Source organism: Cupriavidus consociatus, assembly GCF_017814975.1.
Lineage (GTDB): Bacteria > Pseudomonadota > Gammaproteobacteria > Burkholderiales > Burkholderiaceae > Cupriavidus > Cupriavidus consociatus.
The window spans coordinates 208,073-225,118 of record NZ_JAGIQA010000006.1 but is presented as its reverse complement, the minus strand read 5'-3'; the positions used below and the strand labels follow the sequence as shown (position 1 = coordinate 225,118).

The window sequence follows — 17,046 nt, the reverse complement described above, 5'->3', positions numbered from 1 at the left end:
CCCTGACACGGTGAGGCGACAGCGCGGGCGGAGAGATTATTCGTCGGCGCCCGCGTCAAGGCCGCCGTCGTCCTGGCGGGCGCGCAGTTCCAGCCCGAGCAGCACCAGCAGCTCGAAGGCATCTGACAGCAGGTGCTTCTGCCGGGGCAGCAGGCTGGCATAGGGCATGTCGTAGATCGACTGGTGCGCGGCGCGCTGCCCCTTGAGGCCGCGGTCGCGCGCGATGTCCGACAGCAGCGCGGCAAACCCGGACAGGTCCTGCGCCGCCAGCGCCGAATTCAATACCTTGGCGATGACTTCCGGGGAAGCGTTCGCCCAGCCCATGCGTTCAGCATTGGAAGCGGAATTTTGAGGGAAGTCGGCAAAGTCCATTTTGTGTTTAACGGTCTCGCCCGAACGAGCTTAAGTCGGCAGCCATGTGAATTTGACCCCACATGCGTGGGGTGCTGCACAGGCTTGCGGCGCCAAAACGGATAGCGGGCTAGCGCGCTGCCGGCTTCGCGGCTACCTGCCGATAGACCGTGGTGCCGTCGCGCGCGGTGCGGGCTTCGACATGGTTGCGGGCGCCGCATTGCGGGCAGCGGAATACCGGCCCCTGCCCTTCATTGCGGATCTGCACCTCGTCCGGCTCCCATCGCGCGCCGCAAGCCTGGTTCCCACAAACAAACATGAACTCTCCTGAAAATTGAAAATTAGGGCCTCGATAGCGGCCCGCTCAACCATTGCGTTGCACCCACTGCCGCGCCCATGAAATCGCCGCAGCGCGGGCATCCTCCGGCCTGGCATGCGTGGTCGGCGGCCCGCCGCCTTCCAGCACGACGGCGCCAGACTCCCAAATATCGCACAACGCCTTGAAACGTCCCGGCCCCAGCGCGTGGCAGAACACGTGGACGACAAAGCCGCGATACTCGACCACGTCGGTGGCGTCATCGGTCAGCGCACGGTCGGCGCTGGCATTGGATGGCACCACCGGTGCGTCCGCACGCGGGTCCGGCCTGCCTCGCGCCGGACTTGCCCGCAGCAACATCGCGCAGGTAGCGCCCAGCGCCGCGCCAAGCGCCACGCCCAGGCCAAACCAGCAAGCCCTGCTTCCACACTGCGCCATCGGCACCCCCTGTCAGCGGCCGCCTGCGGCCATCCTGTCACCTGCGCAAGACCGTCGGCAGCTTGCGCCGTTCAGTATTGCTTTCAGAAGGTTATACCAATCCGGAAAGAGGCCCTTGGCGGCGCGCGGCGCACTGAAATAAGAATCCGGGACGTGACCACACCGCGGGAGGCGGCTATACTGTATATCCATACAGTATTCCAGCGGCGTTCTGCATTCGGCCGTACTGCCGCATGGCGCTTGCCATATGCCCCTGTATATGTCCCTGTATATGCTCCTGTACAAGTCCGATTCCATCCTGCTAGAGGCCTTCTATTTCGGCGACGATTCCGAATCCCTGCGCCTGCCCTGCGGCAGCGTCAGCATTGACGCCGGCGCCATCATCGTCCACGGCATCGAGCCCAGCGTGCTACGGTCGCTGCGCTGGACGCCCGATTTCCTCTCCTTCGAAGCGCACGGCACGCGCCACCGCTATCCGGTCAGCCGCCCTGCGCTGGTCGGCCCGGCGCAGGCACGCTTCGCCCTGCTTTAAGCTATCGCTTCCGCCCGCACCCATGCCCTGCCGACACGACATGCCAGACCGCAGCCCTGCAGCCAACGCACTGATCCGCACGCTCGAACTGATGCCGCACCCGGAAGGCGGCTTCTACCGCGAGACCTACCGCAGCGAAGAACGCGTCGTGTGCGCCGACCAGCGTACGCGCGAAGCCTGTACCGCGATCTACTACATGCTGTGCGGCAACGACTATTCGGCGTGGCACCGCATCCGTTCCGACGAGTTGTGGCACTTTCATGCCGGTTCACCGATAGACGTGCACAGCATCGCCGACGGTGGCATCGTCACGCAGCGTCTCGGCGATCCGCTGCGCCACCCCGGCGCATCCGTCCAGGCGGTGGTACCCGCCGGCCGATGGTTTGCCGCGGAACGCGTTGACCTGGGCGACGGCGTCGACTTTGCGCTGGTCGGTTGCACCGTGTCACCCGCCTTCCAGTTCAGCGAGTTCGAACTGGCCGATGCGGCCGCGCTGGCGAGCCTGGCAAGCGGCCATGACGCTCTGCTGCGCCGGCTCTCGCGATAGCGCGCGGCAAAAAACAGCCCGCTGCCGCGGGGTGCGGGCGGACCGGTCAGGACTGCGGCGCCAGTCTACGCGGCCACGGCGCGCGCCCATTGGCAAAGAACCCGGGTATCCCCACCGCTTTTTCCATCGACAGTCCGCGCAGCAGCGCTATACTGTATATCCATACAGTACTTTTCCAGTGCGCCCCATGTCACCCGAACCCGCCAACTGCCCCGTCTGCGGCGCCGCCGCCGAGCGCCTGCGCGCCGCGCCGCGCGGCTATCGCTACACCTGCCCCAGCTGCGGCACCTTCCAGATCAGCTCTCGTGCGCTGTCGCGCCGTCCCGGCCTGCCCGCCTCGGCGCGCGAGGATATCCGCCGGCTGCGCGCCTACGGCCACCTCCCGCTGCTGGACCTGACCCGGGATGGCGTCAGCATCAGTCCCGGCAGGCCCTGACCGATGGGCAACAACAAGCTCGCTTCCCGCTGCCACGTGCCGGCAGCGGCGCCCGACAGCTACCCGGTCCCGGGTGCCAACGGCATCCTGGGCCGCATCCCCGGCCATTACATTGCCGCCGCACTGGGCACGCTCGGCCCCGCCACGCGCGACGCCCCCGCCCACCGCGAAGTGCTGCTCGAAGCCGGCCACGCCGGCACGGTACGGCTGTTTGTTGAAAAGAAGCAGGCGCGCCATGGCCGGTACACGCATTACTACTGGTCCGCATACCGTGCCGAGCCAGAGCAACGGCCGTAGCAGGTGTGTCTTGCCGGTGTCTCATGCACGGCGCACGGATGTCGGACAACGACCGATACCGGCACGCCGCGCAGGCATCGAGACTGGATGCATCGACACAACCGGAGACCGCCATGCCAGGCAACAACATCCATGTCGTTCCCGTCGAGCACGGCTGGGCAATCGAATCCGAGGGCGGCACCGGCGGGCGCCAGCTGTTTGCGTCGCAGGAAGACGCGATCGCCGCCGGCACGGAAAAAGCGAAGCAACTGCGCGTCGAACTACTGGTTCACGGCCGCGACGGCCAGATCCGCATGCGCAACAGCTTCGGCAACGACCCGTCCGATATCAAGGGGTAGTGGTACAGGCTACTCGCCAGCGGACTCCTGCCCGCTGCCACCGAGATACAACCCCTCGACGCGCGACCGCGTCGCATAGTAGGCAAGTATCAACGACGCGGTCAGCGCAAGTCCCGCCACCGCCAGCGCGATACAGGTGGTACCGGCAATCCCCATCCCATGGTCCTTGTCCGACATGCCGTCCTCCGTCGTTGCAACAGGGCGATGATCCTGTCATGCCATGGCCGCAGCCAGAGCATTCACTATAGGCGCAATGCGGAAACGCCTGCGGCAAAGGTCACGCGTTCATGAACGCTTGCATTCGACCTTCTCTTCATATTCCCCGTCGTCGTCCCATTTACGCTCAATCAGGCACGGACCGTCGCGGAACTTCTCCTTGTGCTCATAACCGCGCGGACCGCCCTTGCACTTGCGCTCTTCCTTGTATTCGCCATCCCGCTTGACCTCGCGCTCGATCTTGCAGGGGCCGCTGCGGAATTTCTCCTTGTACTCGCCGCCGGCATGTGAGACGGACGAGGCCAGCAGGCAGGAGAAGATGACGATGGGGGTAAGGTGTGTGCGTGCCATGGGAGCGACCTGCGCGAGGGACCACCGAGCATAACAACCGCCGCCGCGAGCGGCTGTATCAAAGCGTTACGGCGCATCCCATCCGTGCGCCCCGGAAGGTCTGGCCGCCCTGCATAACGATGGCGTGCTGATCCTGGATGAACTGTCGCAGATCGATCCGCGGGAGGCGGGTGACGCCGCCTATCTGCTGGCGAACGGACAGGGCAAGGTGCGCGCCACGCGGACCGGCACGGCGCGGCAAGCCGCCCACTGGCGCCTGCTGTTCCTGTCGGCGGGCGAGGAATCGCTGTCGACGCTGATGTTGGGGGTGGGCAAGAAGGCCAATGCCGGGCAGGAAATCCGCCTCGCCGATTTCGAAGCCGACGCCGGCGCAGGCATGGGCGCCTTCGAAACGCTCCACGGCCACGCCACTTCCGGGGAATTGTCGGTGGCGATCAAGGCCGCTGCGGCCCGTTACTACGGTACCGTGGGCATCGCGTGGCAGGGGCTGGCAGGACGGCGAATCGTGGCGGGCTGCCAAAGCCTGTTTCAACTCCTGGCTGGAATCGTTCGGCGGCGCCAGCAACCGCGAGGAACGCGCCATGCTGGCCCAGGTGCGTGCGTTTTTTGAGACCCACGGTGCCAGCCGCTTCGAATACCTGGCATCCGATCAAGATCAGCGCATCCCCAACCGTGCCGGGTTCTACCGCAATGGCGAGGCGGGCCAGCGCGAATTCCTGGTACTGTCCGAAGCCTTCCGGCGCGAGGTATGCCAAGACTTCGATCCCAAGACGGTAGTGCGTGCACTGGTTTCAGCCGGCTGGCTGGCGTTGGATGGCGGCAAGCCGCAGCGGCGCGAGCGTTTGCCCGGTCTTGGCCGGGTGCGCTGCTATGTCTTCACCTCGCGGATGTGGGAGGACGAATCTTGACCTAGACTTCCCGCTTCTTCGCCAGGCTTAGAATTGCGCGTGTCCCGAATGTCCCGCAGGTCCCAAGGGCTGCAAACCCAATGGCTTCAAGGAATTGCGGGCGATCGGGAATGGGACATAGGACATGCCCCCCGAATGTCCCACGTGTCCAACGTGGGGCCCCAGCAAGATAGCGACGACGTGCCCCGCACCAGGCTGGGACACCGACGGACATACCAGTCCTCCTCTCGCGTCCCAAGGCAGAGCAGCCGAAAACCCCTTGCCAGACAAGGCTGCGGAACCCTTGGGACACGCGGGACATGTGGGACACGCGAAAACTCGGTGAAGCCGACATGCCCCCCATCGGACATGTGAGACACAGGACATGCTTTCGAATCCGACGTGTACCGCTGCTACAGTGCAAGTTCGTTCCGGATCCGCGCATACGCGCTGCTCTTGAAGTCATTGCCGGCGCCGAACATCTGGTGTGCGAAAGGAACATCCTTGACGCGCTGGACATGATCGACCCACGCCGTGATGGCATTCAATGCCCCCCACCAGGTCTCCGTTTCCGCCGGCACCGGCTGGTTGCTCGCGCGCTGCCGGCAGCCATCCCGGCGAATACTCAACATCGCCTGGCGTGATGCGCGTATGTGGTCGAGACGGGTTGCGTAGGCCTGGGCCATGGCCTTGTTGGTCGCCGCCGACGCTGGTCGCAGGGGGTCTGGCAGAATTTTCTCCAGAAAGGCTTTGAAAGCAGCGTTGTCACAGGCTGCAGCCGCCATTTTCCGCATGATCTCCTGCTGAGCCGATTGATCGGCCAGCAGCAGCCTAAAAAATGCCCTGGCTTCATACTTCAACTGACCGAGGGTCAGATCATGCCCCCGCCGGAAAAACGTGCCGGCCTCGCGCGCGCGCGTGGCCAACGTCAAGGTGTTGTTGCAGACCACGCGGACCGTGGTCAGGCGGATATCGATCGCGCGCGAGCCGTCGTGACTGTTGCTGAAGAGCAGATAGGTATTGAGTTCATCGCTGTCCCCCACTCGAATGGGTTGGGTAAGTGCCCCCTGCAGCCACACCACCTCGCCCTGCTTGAGATAGCCGCCGGTCTCATACTTGCCGCCGCCAAGCAACTCATCGAACAGCGCCATGCCGTCACGATTCTGGAGCGGCTGGAACTGCGGGTGCACCACACCCAGCACGCGCCCTGACTGGCCCCGCTTGCGATCGTCCCGTACGATCGCGACGCGCTGTGGCACCTGCGATTTGGGCTCCCTGGTCACAGACAGGAGTTTCGTGCTGACCGTCCAGTCCAGCCCGCCGGCGCGGATGGCGCCCTCCAGATCCGGCGGGGCTGGCAACGGCTCACCAAGCCCGTGCCAGGGGACCTCGCCCACATAGAACATCTTGCCAATCAGGTGCGGCATTTTCAGCTCCCAGATAGATGTTTGCAGCCATGACAGGCTCCCATGTAGTTTCTCCGTACAGAGTTCGCCTGCCATTGCCACCGTTTTCGACGGACCAGCCCTTTCCGGCGGGGCACTACGTGACTAGCCACATGGCCAAATCGCCGATGATGTTGCGCAATCTCCTTGCAGTCGCGGAAGGTTGACCCAAAGAGAATTTGTGCAGCGCCCGCGAGGAAGCGAGTCGCGTGAAAAAAAGAAGGCCGGCAAGCGCGCCCTTAGCGCGGCAGTGTGTCGTGATCGCGCGGATTGGCGCTTGGACACGAACCTGATCTTCATACGCGGTGCCCCATCTGTTGCAACGCTTCTATGCTGTTCCTGAAATGCGGTATCCAACCAGGTATCCCACGGCCACCCCAACCCGCGCTTTGCATCGGTGAGCAGGGGCAATCAGATTGATCGGACGGCTAGTGCTCCTGCAAAGTGCCCGGGTCAATTGATTATTACGTCAAGGCGGGCAAAAAAATGTGCCCTAGATAACACGACAGCGGGTTACGGGGTTGCGTTTCATACAGCCGAGCGGCTGCACTATGCAATTCGTCAGGAACCAGAGCGCACGAAACTTCCGACCGACCGAATGCCGTCTGACCCAGGCACCGCTTCAAGACCGCAAACAAGTGCGACGAGAAACGATCGACGCCGGCCACCGCTCCCGTTAACGTTCCCAGACACTGCTATCTCAGTCACGTCCGAAGGAGCGCTACATTCTGCTGCTACGCAACCTAAGATAGTGGGCGGTTGGGCTGGGTTACCAGTGGTGGTTACCGGTTACCAGTGGTTACCACGCAACCCGGGAGGCATGTCCGGCCTCGACTAAGCCCCCTTCGCCCGACGACTGGCCACAGAGCAGCATCGGCAGCAGTATCGCGCTCATTTACCGCGCCAGGAACATATGAACCTTGGATCACCTGCAGGCGACCATTCGACGCGCCTTGATTTCCCGTACTTGGCCAAAAGTCCTATTCTCCAGACGTGCAGGGTCCTAACAATCTCTTTCGTGAGCAGGCATGCGGCTAGCTGACTTTATCTTGCGGGACATGGCGCATATTTTGGCCGAATGGGAGGCATTTGCGACGACCATGCTGCCGGCCGCAAGAAACCTGAATTCCCTGGCACTACGCGACCACGCACCCCAGATCCTGCAGGCCGTGGCCAAGGATCTGTCGACCCTGCAGACGGAGGAGGCTCAGCGTGAAAAATCACTGGGACGAGCCCCCAAGCTGCCAGGGGCGCCGGAAACTGCGGCGCAAACTCATGCCCTGATGCGCGCACGCGCCGGCTTCAATATTAACCAGTTGGTCGCTGAGTACCGGGCCCTTCGTGCCAGCGTGCTGCGGTTGTGGATGGACGAGTTCCAGTTGGTCGCCGCGGACTTGGATGACATGGTGAGGTTCAACGAAGCTATCGATCAGGCAGTCGCGGAATCAGTGGACTTTTTCAATGCGCAGGTAGAGCAGTCTCGCAATCTTTTGCTCGGGATGCTGGGGCATGATCTGCGCAGTCCGCTGCAGACTATCCTGGCGACCGCCGAATATTTATCCGCACTGAACGCCGGGGAGAAGGTCTCGGAAGCCGCAGCACGATTGATTCGAAGCGGTGCCAGCATGAATGCCCTTCTGAATGATCTTTGTGATTTCAACCGAACACAACTCGGCTTGGGGATCAACGTCGATCCCAATCACGTCGATCTGGCTAATGTGGTTGCCGACATCGTGGATCAGTTGCGTGCAGCCAATCCAGACCGTCGCATCGATCTGGAGGTGAAGGGCAACATGCTGGGGGTCTGGGACGGTTCGCGCCTGCAGCAGTTGCTTTCTAATCTGGTCCTCAATGCGATCAGGTACGGCGCACCGGACAAGCCGGTTCGGGTTGTGGTAACCGGTCATGACACGGACGTCCGGCTCGAGGTTATAAACAGCGGGGCCGCCATTGACGGGCAGACGCTGGAGCGGATCTTTGACCCGCTGACCAGAGGCCTGAATGCAGAAGACAACAAGATGAGTGGCCTCGGGCTTGGGCTGTACATCGCGAGCGAAATTGCTAAAGCACATCAGGGATCAATCGACGTTCGGTCAGACCAATCGGAAACCGCATTTGACGTGCGTCTGCCGCGCGTCGCGCTTAGCAAATGACTGGAGTCTGAACGTGGTGCAAAGACGTATGTAGGCGCAGCATCGCATTGCAATCGCCAAGGGCGGTACACGACCCATCTCAGCTATTGGCTTTCGATCGACTGCAACGACAGCTTTCGAGTGCAAAGCCGTCGTTTCTCAGCGAGAGCCAGGTCCGCGATCTTTGGTCAAATCGGCTGCATTATGTACCAGCCGCTTGCCTCGAAATGGACCAACTCACGAACAGGCTTGCAGCAGGCCTGTGTTGCGTCCACCTGGTGCTGCAAATTCGGCACTTGTGCTCGCACGCTTCGGTCAGCACACCGCTGGCAACCAATCGGAAATACATTGCGGAGAGGGGATGCAATGCGTCGTGGCCGTGGGAAGTCCGCGCGTCGCTGCGCAGGGCTTCGCATTGTCGGCAAAGCACCGTCTCCGCCGGCTTCATGGCCGGCTTGGATGCCTCATTCACCTGGGATTTGCAGGGCCTGGCTTGGCGATCCGCTTCCGCATTTATCGCTGGCCAGCTCGAGCGCATTCGCCGGACCGCCGTCCAGTACAACACACGCATCGCACTGGAACCCGTATGGACGGCTGCCAGACGGCAACGCTCGCTCTGGTGATGCATGGGGATGCCAAACTCCACTGCCGAAGCGAAGCACACGACCCTCTCGTGGGCGTCGCCTTGATCCAGGATATCGTTGATCACCGCGGACACGTTCCGGGCGTAGTCGCCGACACCATCGAGAGTCCGCAAGATCGACTGGCGATGCACCCGCCGGCTCATCGTCCGCACCTCGCGATGCAGGCGGCCCAGTGTCGGCAGCATGGCATCGGCCGATTTTCTTTGGTTCTGCATGGTTGGTTCCTTGTTCCCGTCACGGCGCAGACGCGGATTGGACCGAGTCCGCAGGCCGACCGCGCCATTCCGACACACTGCAACCAAACCGCATGGCGAACCACCTGGAAAAAACGCAAAGCGAAGTGAATCCAAGCAATGCTGCAACTTCCGAGAGCGGTCGTTCAATATTTGCGATGTAGCGCACCGCGAGATCGGCGCGCACTTCATGGAGAATCGTCAGGTAGCTCTGGCCGGAAAGCCGGAGCTTGCGATGGACCGTGCGGCGATCGATCCCCAACTGCCGGGCGACCTCGTCGGCCGAGCATTTGCCTTGCGGCAGCATGCATGCAACCAGCCGCCTCACATTGTCAGGCATGCTTTCCCCCCGTTCGGCGAGCATGGAATCGAGATGTCTGCGCGCTTCGGATACTGTGGAACGGTCGTAGGCCTTCAACGGGACTTCGAGGTCGTCGGCGCGATACGTGATGCCGTCGAACTCCTGGCTGAACGACACCGTTGCGCCGAACAGTCGGGTATGCGTGGCCGTGTTGGCGGGTGCCGCGTGGGTGAAATAGACGCGGTGCGGTACCAGGGGCACGCCGTGCAGGCGCCCGAGCAGGCAATGCAGCGCGCGATGGATCGCCCCGACAACCAGCTCGATGGATTGGCGCAGGCCGCCGTCACCCGTGCCGAGCAGTTCGGCCCGCACCGTGACCAGTTCGCCGGATCCTTCGATATGAAGCGAAAGCGCCTCGTTGTGCAGGCGCAGATAGCGTGCCATCGCATCGAGAGCCATGCGCAGACTGGGCGCTTCCCGCATGGCAAGCCCCAGGGGGCCCAGGTCGGCGAGCTGGCGGGATTCGGCCATGCGCAGGCCGAAGTCGATCTGGCCTGACGCGGCCGCCGAGGCCTCGAGGAGATGGCTCACGGCCTCGACCGGGACGCGGATGTCCGTGTCGAGCAGGGCATAGCGGCTCAGGCTGGCCTTGGCCAAAAGCTGATGGGGATTCAGTCCTGCGGACCGCGCCACTTCGGCGTAGTTGGCCAGACTCCCGCTGCGCAGCAGGTAGGGCATGGTGTGTCTCCAGAAGTCTCGGGATGCCGGCGAAGGTGCCCCCGGCGCCGTCATACCGCAAGTCGCATGGACTGATAAAAATGCCGCGAGGAGAGATGCATCCAGCCAAACCTCGGTGGGCAGGGCAGTGCCCGGATCATGGCGTGCCGGCGCCGTCCACCAGCAACGCCAGGCTGTCTCCAGTCGCCTGGACGGTAAATCTACGCGGGCACAGGCTTGCCGAGCCGGGCTCACAGGGCTTCGCGAGATCGAACCGCAAGCCGTGGGCGGGGCATTGCAGGACGGTCCCCTGCAGCTTCCCGCTGGCCAGTGACGCGCCGTTGTGGGGACAAGAGTTGTCGATGGCGTGGAAGGTCCCGTCGATGTTGAACAGCACGATGCTCCTGCCGTCGATAAAGATGAGCTTGCGCTGGCCGGGCGAGAGTTCGTCCATCCTGGCGACCGTGACTGGCTTCTGCGTGACGTCCATCTGGGTTTCCTCCGTCATGCCACCGCACGCTCGTTGGCGTCCCCAACGTCCGTGACGTCCGATCCATTGCGCGCGCGCTCCAGTTCCTCGATCAGCAGCGGGCCGCCGAGGCTCATCGAGTGAATGCCCAGCACGCTGACGAGTTGCAGCACCGCGGTGATCTGTTCCCGCGTGGCCCCAAGTTCGAGCGCCTTGCGGATATGGCGCTGCGTACCAGACGCGTACAGGTGCGTGCAGGACGCGTCCACCGCAATGCAGATGAACTCGATGGTTTTTGGGTCCAGCACGCCCGCCTTCAGCGGATGCATGCCCATTGCCACGAACCGTTCCGTCCAGACCGGATCGAGTTCAGCGGCCGCATCCCAGTCAGAATTCCAGTAGCCGCTGGCCCGCAGTTCATCGCAGACTGGCGTGGCGGTCGGATCGGCATCACGGTTCATGCTGGTCTCCAGGGACGGGTTATTGGACGGCACGCTCGCGCAGCAACTTCTTGTTGATCTTGCCGACGCTCGTCTTCGGGATCTCGGCGACGAAGGCGATGCGGTCCGGATCGGGTACCGCGTACTTGCTGATGCGCTTCGAATCGACGTGCTGCATCAGTCCGTCACGGATCGCTTCCACGCCCACGTTCGCGTCGGGCTTGCGCACCACGAACGCCATCGGCCGTTCGCCCCACTTCTCGTCACGCACGCCGACCACCGCGCACTCCTGCACGCCGGCCACGCCCGTGATCAGGCTTTCGACCTCGATGGAGGACACCCACTCGCCGCCCGTCTTGATCACGTCCTTGATGCGGTCGACGATCCGGACGAAGCCATCCTGGCCCATGACGGCGATATCCTGCGTATGCAGGTAGCTGGCGGCCCAAAGTTCTTCCGATGCTTCCGGCTTGCCGACATAACCCTTCGTCAGGAAAGGCGAGCGCAGCACGACTTCGCCCTGTTGCTTCCCGTCGCGCGCTACGTCATTCAGGTTGCCGTCGACAATGCGGAAGTCGACGAACGGCACCGGGCGGCCGGTTGCGCAGCGCATCCGCACCTCTTCCTGGCGATCCTTCGGCTGGTATCCCGGCGGCAGTTGCGCCAGGGAGACGATGGGGCCGGTTTCCGACATGCCATAGGCGGTGAACACGTCCATGCCACGATCGAGCGCCGCCTCGCACAGCGCCGGCGGCATGGCCGAACCGCCGATGATCAGCTTCCAGCCGGACAGGTCCTTGCCTTGCACGTCGGACGCATCGAGCAGCATCTGGAGGATAGTCGGCACGCAGTGGGAGAACGTCACGCCCTCCGACTCGCGCAGGCTGACCAGCCGCTCGGGGATGTAGCGGCCTGGCAGCACGGTCTTGAGCCCCAGCATGATCGCGATGTACGGCATGCCCCAGGCCAGCACGTGGAACATGGGCGTGATCGGCATGTAGACGTCCTCACGGTGCAGGCGCTGCCCCTCGCGCGGCGAGCACAGGCTCATGGCGGTGGACATCGCATGCATGACGATGTCGCGGTGGCTGTAGGCGACACCTTTGGGGTCGCCGGTCGTGCCGGTCGTGTAGAACGTCGCGGCCTTGGTCCGTTCGTCGAACTCGGGGAAGTCGAAGTCGGCCGAAGCCTGGTCCATCAGCGCCTCGTATTCGCCGGCCAACGGCAGGGTATTGGCCGGAACCGCCTCACCGTCGGCGATGACGATCACGCGCCGCAACGACTTCAGTTCCGCCTTGATCTCCTCCAGCATGGGGACGAAGTCGGCATGTACGAGGATGACTTCCGCCTTCGAGTCGTTCAGCGTATAGAGGATCTGCTGCGCCGATAGCCGCACATTCACCGTGAACAGCGTGGCGCCCATCATCGGAATGGCGAAATAGCTTTCGAGGTAGCGGTGGCTGTCCCAGTCCATGACCGCGACGGTGGTGCCGTGGCGGACGTTCAGCGCCCGCAGCACGGAGGCGAGCTGGCCGATGCGCTCGCGGAATTGCCTGAAGCGGTAGCGGCGCTCGCCGCGGTACGTGATTTCCTGCTCGCCGTGGATGCTCATCGCATTCAGCAGCAACTGCTTGACCAGCAGCGGGAAGGCATAGGCCGACGGCGTCGGCGTGATCAGGTTCTCTTGCATGTCGGTGCTCAGAAAGGCTTGGTTCCGATGATCCCGGCGCGCTCCATCTTGCGATGGCATGGCGGGTAGTCCATGACGGCGTAGTGCTGCGTGGCGCTGTTGTCCCAGATCGCCACGCTGTTGGGCTGCCAGCGCCAGCGCACCTGGTATTCGGGGATGGTGGCCTGGCTGATGAGGTAGCGCAGCAGGTCGGCAGCGCCAGGATTGGCGTCGGCGCCATAGCGCACGCGGGCGGGCGTGTGGAAATTGGTGAAGTGGGTCGTGAAGACGTTGACGTAGAGGACCTTCTCGCCAGTCTCAGGGTGGGTGCGCACGACGGGGTGCTCCGCATCCGGGTACTGCGCCTTGAGCGCCAGCCGCTTCTCGATGGGCATCACGGCCCCGAACGTCGCTTCGATGCTGTGGCGGGCACGCAGATCTGCGATCTCGGCCTTGACGTGTGCCGGCAGCCGCTCATAGGCCAGTACCATGTTGGCCCACATGGTGTCGCCCCCGACCGGCGGGCATTCAACGCAGCGCAGCACCGCGCCGAACTGCGGCGCCTCGCGCCAGGTGGTGTCGGAGTGCCAGGAATTCTCGTAGCGGTCGTTTGGCTGCGCCGGCGTGCGGTAGATCCGCACCAGGCCCGGATGCTCCGGGTCGCTGCCGGCGACCGGGTGATCTTCCAGTTCGCCGAAGCGGCGGGCGAAGGCCACGTGTTCCGCGCGGCTGATGTGCTGGTCACGCAGGAAGATGACACGGTGCTCCAGCAGCGCGCTACGGAGTTCGGCAAAGAGGCCGTCGTCGTGGATGGCGTCGGCGAGCTTCACGCCGGTGATTTCTGCGCCCAGCGCATGGGTCAGTTGCTCGATATGCATGATGCGGGTCCCGTCGTCAGAGGATGAAGACCGACGAGCCTGTCGTCTTGCGCGACTCCAGGTCGCGGTGGGCCTGCGCCGCATCTTCCAGGCCGTAGCGCTGGTTGGTCTCGATGCGGATGCGGCCGGACGCCACGTGGTCGAACAGTTCGCCTGCGAGGGCGGCTTTTTCGACGGGGTCGGCGATGTAGTCGGCCAGCGCCGGGCGGGTCAGGTAAGGCGAACCCTTGAGGCCGAGGATGTGTGGATTGAACGGCGGGATCGGGCCCGACGACGTGCCCACGCACACCACCAGGCCACGGCGCTTGACTGAGTCCAGGCTGGCTTCGAAAGTGTCCTTGCCGACGCTGTCGAGCACTACATTGACGCCGACGCCGTCGGTCAGTTCGCGCACGCGCTTGGCGATGTCCTCGGTGCTGTAGTTGATGGTGTGGTCACAACCGTGGGCGCGCGCCACTTCGGCCTTGGCTTCGCTGGAGACGGTGCCAATCACCGTCAGTCCGAGCAGCTTGGCCCATTGCGACACGATCAGCCCGACCCCGCCGGCAGCGGCGTGCAGCAGGATGGTGTCGCCGCGCTTGTAGTCATAGATGCGGCGCATCAGGTAGGACGACGTCAGGCCGCGCATGGTCATCGCGGCGGCGGTCTCGCAGGCGATGCCGTCGGGCAGGCGGATCAGCGGGGCAGCGGGGATCAGGCGCTCGGTGCAGTAGGCGCCGAGCGTGTTGTAGGCGCCGGTGTAGGTCACGCGATCGCCGACCGACACATTGGTCACGTCCGGCCCCACGGCCACCACCACGCCAGCGCCCTCGGTGCCGATGCCCGACGGCAGCGGCGCCGGATACAGGCCGGTGCGGAAATAGATGTCGGCAAAGTTCAGCCCCACAGCTTCGTGGCGCAGTCGCACCTGGCCCGGGCCGGGTTCTCCGACTTCAACATCTTCATAACGGAGGACCTCGGGACCACCGGTTTCATGAAAGCGGACAGCTTTAGCCATCTTTGTCTCCTGATTCGTTCTGTGATTGGTTGGGGTTACCGGGCGACCGCGGCGCGCGGCTCGCGCGCAAAGCCGGCATTCCCAGGCCAGGCTCTCGGGATTCGCCATGGGCTCCACTATAGGTGCCCGATGTATTGGCCTTTTCATTTGAGGCGCCATAGTTTTTCGTTTGTGCGCCACCCCGCGGGAAGTGCTGTGCGTTGGCCAAACATGCAGGGGTGGGGTCGAGCGGGGGACCTTGCGCGCTATCGGCAGGTTGCGGGACGTGTCGGGATATCGCCGCAGTATCTCCCGCGGCAGATTGGCCCACCCCATTGGCAAAATGCGTGCGCCCCCGTGGGCGCACGAATCACCCTCAGCGGAGAAAGGTCAAACTCGGCATCTGTGATTGACTGGGGATTAGTGGGCGGCCGCAGCGCGGTCGTGCGCAAAGCCGGCATACCAGGCCAGGCTTTCGGGATTCGCCATGGTGTCGGGATTCGCCACTTTCTCCAGTGGCTGCCCCAACAGCAGTTTCTTGATCGGCAGTTCCATCTTCTTGCCGGACAGCGTGCGCGGGATGGCGGCCACCTGGAAGACGTCGTTGGGCACGTGCCGGGCGGACAGCGCCACCTTGATGCGCTCGCGGATGGTGCCCTGCAGTTCGGGCGTCAGTTCGACGTCGGGCCGCAGCACGACGAACAGCGGCATGTAGGACTCGCGGCCCAGGTATTCAAGGTCGACGACCATGCTGTCCAGCACCTCTGGCAGTTCCTCGACGGCGCGGTACAGCTCGCTCGTGCCCATGCGGATGCCGTGCCGGTTGATGGTGGCGTCCGAGCGGCCGTAGATGACGGCTCCGCCGCGTGGCGTGATGCGCACCCAGTCGCCGTGGCGCCAGATGCCGGGGTAGGTGTCGAAGTAGCTGTCGCGGTAGCGCAGGTTGTCCTGGTCGTTCCAGAAGCAGAGCGGCATCGACGGCATGGGCGCGGTGCAGACCAGTTCGCCGACCTCGTCGATCAGCGGCCGGCCGGCTTCGTCGAAGGCCTCGACGCGGGCGCCCAGGCAGCGGCACTGCATCTCGCCGAGGTAGACGGGCAGCGTCGGCACGCCGGCCACGAAGCAGCCCGCGAAGTCGGTGCCGCCGGACAGTGCGTTGATCCAGACGGGGCCGACGTGGTCGAGGATCCAGCGGTAGCCCTCCGGCGACAGCGGCGATCCGGTCGACCCGATGCCGCGCAGGTGCGACAGGTCGGCCACGGCACGCGGCTCGACGCCGGCCTTCAGGCACGACTGGAAGTAGGCAGCGCCGGCGCCAAAGAAGTCGATCTTCTCCTCACCGATGAAACGCCAGAGCGTCTCCATGTTCGGGTAGCCGGGGTTGCCGTCGAACAGGCACACCGTCGCCCCGGCGAGCAGGCCGCCGACCTGCAGGTTCCACATGATCCAGCCGGTGCTGGCCTGCCAGTAGAAGCGGTCGCCCGGATTCAGGTCGAGATGCAGCGTGGTGAGCTTGACATGCTCCAGCACGATGCCGCCCTGCGAGTGCACGATGGGCTTGGGCAGGCCGGTCGTCCCGGACGAGTAGACGATCCACAGCGGGTGGTCGAAGGGCACGAGTTCCGGGTCGAGCGGGACGTCCATCGCCGTCGCTTCGGCCCAGGTGATGCCGCCGCGGAAGTCGTAGCACGATGTTTCCTGCGCCAGACCGGGCACCAGGATGACGCGCTCCACGCTCGGCAACTGCTCGAGCAAGGTGTGCAGCAGCGGCTGGCGATTGAACGCCTTGCCGCCATAGCGATAACCGTCGACGGCGATCAGCACCTTGGGCTCGATCTGGCGAAAGCGATCCAGGACCGCCAGCTCGCCCATATCCGGAGAGCAGGCGGACCACACCGCACCAATGCTCGCCACCGCCAGGAACGCAACAATGGTCTGGGGGGTGTTGGGCAGGAACGCCGCCACGCGGTCGCCCCGGTCCACACCCATGCCGCGCAGTGTCGCGGCCACCGACGCCACCTGGCGTTCGAGTTCGGCCCAGCTTATCTCGCCTGTCTCGCCGGACTCGTTGCGATGGACGATGGCGGGGTGTTCTGCGGTGGCGTGGCGGAACACCTGCTCGACGTAGTTCATCTGCACGCCGGGGAACCAGGTCGCGCCCGGCATGCCGGCGTCCGCGAGCGCCACGCGAGGCGGGCGTGGCGTCCGGATGTCGGCCCATTGCCACAGCGCCAGCCAGAAGGCGTCGATCTCTTCCACCGACCACTGCCACAAGGCGTTGTAGTCGGCGAAGACAAGGCCGCGCTCCTGCTCGATCCAGCGCATGAAGGCCGTGATGCGCGCGCGGCGGACGACATCCGGCGAAGGCGCCCACGCGGGGGCTTCGGCTTCAGGCAAGCGGGCTACGGACGCCGAGGTAGTGGAATTGCACAT

Annotated in this window: 22 protein-coding genes; 8 read left to right on the top strand and 14 right to left on the bottom strand. The window is 64.1% G+C overall.

Features of this window, described 5'->3' with window-relative positions; genetic code table 11:
- Window positions 1–36: 36 nt before the first annotated feature.
- From J8I82_RS11065 to J8I82_RS11055, 3 genes are all read right to left on the bottom strand, one after another.
- Entirely contained in the window at window positions 37–372 is a 336-nt protein-coding gene (locus J8I82_RS11065; RefSeq protein ID WP_209757222.1) for a hypothetical protein, read from the bottom strand.
- A gap of 109 nt (window positions 373–481) precedes the next feature.
- Complete coding sequence (locus J8I82_RS11060; RefSeq protein WP_029047721.1) at window positions 482–670, bottom strand: hypothetical protein; 189 nt, start codon at window positions 668–670, stop codon at window positions 482–484.
- Between the two features lie 45 nt (window positions 671–715).
- Entirely contained in the window at window positions 716–1,105 is a 390-nt protein-coding gene (locus J8I82_RS11055) for a hypothetical protein (RefSeq protein ID WP_209757220.1), read from the bottom strand.
- 259 nt (window positions 1,106–1,364) lie between these two features.
- Between J8I82_RS11055 and J8I82_RS11050 the strand changes: the two genes are divergently transcribed.
- From J8I82_RS11050 to J8I82_RS11030, 5 genes are all read left to right on the top strand, one after another.
- Window positions 1,365–1,637: a hypothetical protein gene (locus J8I82_RS11050; RefSeq protein ID WP_245179612.1), complete on the top strand. Its 273-nt coding sequence runs from the start codon at window positions 1,365–1,367 to the stop codon at window positions 1,635–1,637.
- 40 nt (window positions 1,638–1,677) lie between these two features.
- Complete coding sequence (locus J8I82_RS11045; RefSeq protein WP_209757218.1) at window positions 1,678–2,184, top strand: cupin domain-containing protein; 507 nt, start codon at window positions 1,678–1,680, stop codon at window positions 2,182–2,184.
- A 187-nt stretch (window positions 2,185–2,371) separates the two neighbouring features.
- Window positions 2,372–2,620: a hypothetical protein gene (locus J8I82_RS11040; protein ID WP_209757216.1), complete on the top strand. Its 249-nt coding sequence runs from the start codon at window positions 2,372–2,374 to the stop codon at window positions 2,618–2,620.
- Window positions 2,621–2,623: 3 nt separating this feature from the next.
- The gene (locus J8I82_RS11035; protein WP_209757214.1) at window positions 2,624–2,917 is read left to right on the top strand and encodes a hypothetical protein; all 294 of its coding nucleotides are present in this window, start codon (window positions 2,624–2,626) and stop codon (window positions 2,915–2,917) included.
- Between the two features lie 113 nt (window positions 2,918–3,030).
- Window positions 3,031–3,255, top strand: a complete 225-nt coding sequence (locus J8I82_RS11030; RefSeq protein ID WP_209757212.1) for a DUF2188 domain-containing protein — start codon at window positions 3,031–3,033, stop codon at window positions 3,253–3,255.
- A gap of 9 nt (window positions 3,256–3,264) precedes the next feature.
- On the opposite strand, the gene J8I82_RS11025 is transcribed toward J8I82_RS11030, so the two are convergent.
- Window positions 3,265–3,432, bottom strand: coding sequence for a hypothetical protein (locus J8I82_RS11025; protein ID WP_209757210.1), 168 nt, complete (start codon window positions 3,430–3,432; stop codon window positions 3,265–3,267).
- Between the two features lie 108 nt (window positions 3,433–3,540).
- Complete coding sequence (locus J8I82_RS11020) at window positions 3,541–3,822, bottom strand: hypothetical protein (protein ID WP_245179611.1); 282 nt, start codon at window positions 3,820–3,822, stop codon at window positions 3,541–3,543.
- A 124-nt stretch (window positions 3,823–3,946) separates the two neighbouring features.
- Between J8I82_RS11020 and J8I82_RS11015 the strand changes: the two genes are divergently transcribed.
- On the top strand, window positions 3,947–4,432 hold the full coding sequence (locus J8I82_RS11015) for a DUF927 domain-containing protein (protein ID WP_209757208.1): 486 nt from the start codon (window positions 3,947–3,949) through the stop codon (window positions 4,430–4,432).
- Window positions 4,404–4,730, top strand: a complete 327-nt coding sequence (locus J8I82_RS11010; RefSeq protein ID WP_209757206.1) for a hypothetical protein — start codon at window positions 4,404–4,406, stop codon at window positions 4,728–4,730. The genes J8I82_RS11015 and J8I82_RS11010 overlap by 29 nt, the downstream gene beginning before the upstream one ends.
- A 392-nt stretch (window positions 4,731–5,122) precedes the next feature.
- Here J8I82_RS11010 and J8I82_RS11005 read toward each other — a convergent pair whose 3' ends face one another.
- The gene (locus J8I82_RS11005; protein ID WP_209757204.1) at window positions 5,123–6,136 is read right to left on the bottom strand and encodes a DUF932 domain-containing protein; all 1,014 of its coding nucleotides are present in this window, start codon (window positions 6,134–6,136) and stop codon (window positions 5,123–5,125) included.
- Window positions 6,137–7,182: 1,046 nt separating this feature from the next.
- On the opposite strand from J8I82_RS11005, the gene J8I82_RS11000 reads away from it, so the two are divergent.
- Window positions 7,183–8,307: a sensor histidine kinase gene (locus tag J8I82_RS11000; protein ID WP_209757202.1), complete on the top strand. Its 1,125-nt coding sequence runs from the start codon at window positions 7,183–7,185 to the stop codon at window positions 8,305–8,307.
- A 181-nt stretch (window positions 8,308–8,488) separates the two neighbouring features.
- On the opposite strand, the gene J8I82_RS10995 is transcribed toward J8I82_RS11000, so the two are convergent.
- The 8 genes from J8I82_RS10995 to J8I82_RS10960 form a co-directional block, all read right to left on the bottom strand.
- Window positions 8,489–9,145: a hypothetical protein gene (locus J8I82_RS10995; protein WP_209757200.1), complete on the bottom strand. Its 657-nt coding sequence runs from the start codon at window positions 9,143–9,145 to the stop codon at window positions 8,489–8,491.
- Window positions 9,146–9,164: 19 nt separating this feature from the next.
- On the bottom strand, window positions 9,165–10,202 hold the full coding sequence (locus J8I82_RS10990; RefSeq protein ID WP_209757198.1) for an AraC family transcriptional regulator: 1,038 nt from the start codon (window positions 10,200–10,202) through the stop codon (window positions 9,165–9,167).
- 136 nt (window positions 10,203–10,338) lie between these two features.
- Window positions 10,339–10,671 carry a Rieske (2Fe-2S) protein gene (locus J8I82_RS10985; protein ID WP_209757197.1) on the bottom strand — a complete coding sequence of 111 codons (333 nt, stop codon included), beginning with the start codon at window positions 10,669–10,671 and terminating at the stop codon, window positions 10,339–10,341.
- A gap of 14 nt (window positions 10,672–10,685) precedes the next feature.
- Window positions 10,686–11,111, bottom strand: coding sequence for a carboxymuconolactone decarboxylase family protein (locus tag J8I82_RS10980; RefSeq protein WP_209757196.1), 426 nt, complete (start codon window positions 11,109–11,111; stop codon window positions 10,686–10,688).
- Between the two features lie 19 nt (window positions 11,112–11,130).
- Window positions 11,131–12,780, bottom strand: coding sequence for a fatty acid--CoA ligase (locus tag J8I82_RS10975; RefSeq protein ID WP_209757194.1), 1,650 nt, complete (start codon window positions 12,778–12,780; stop codon window positions 11,131–11,133).
- Between the two features lie 8 nt (window positions 12,781–12,788).
- Window positions 12,789–13,637 carry a TauD/TfdA dioxygenase family protein gene (locus tag J8I82_RS10970; RefSeq protein ID WP_209757192.1) on the bottom strand — a complete coding sequence of 283 codons (849 nt, stop codon included), beginning with the start codon at window positions 13,635–13,637 and terminating at the stop codon, window positions 12,789–12,791.
- Between the two features lie 16 nt (window positions 13,638–13,653).
- Window positions 13,654–14,634, bottom strand: coding sequence for a quinone oxidoreductase family protein (locus J8I82_RS10965; RefSeq protein WP_209757190.1), 981 nt, complete (start codon window positions 14,632–14,634; stop codon window positions 13,654–13,656).
- Between the two features lie 399 nt (window positions 14,635–15,033).
- Window positions 15,034–17,046 (bottom strand): acetoacetate--CoA ligase, encoded by a 2,013-nt coding sequence (locus J8I82_RS10960; protein ID WP_209757188.1) that lies wholly within the window; start codon window positions 17,044–17,046, stop codon window positions 15,034–15,036.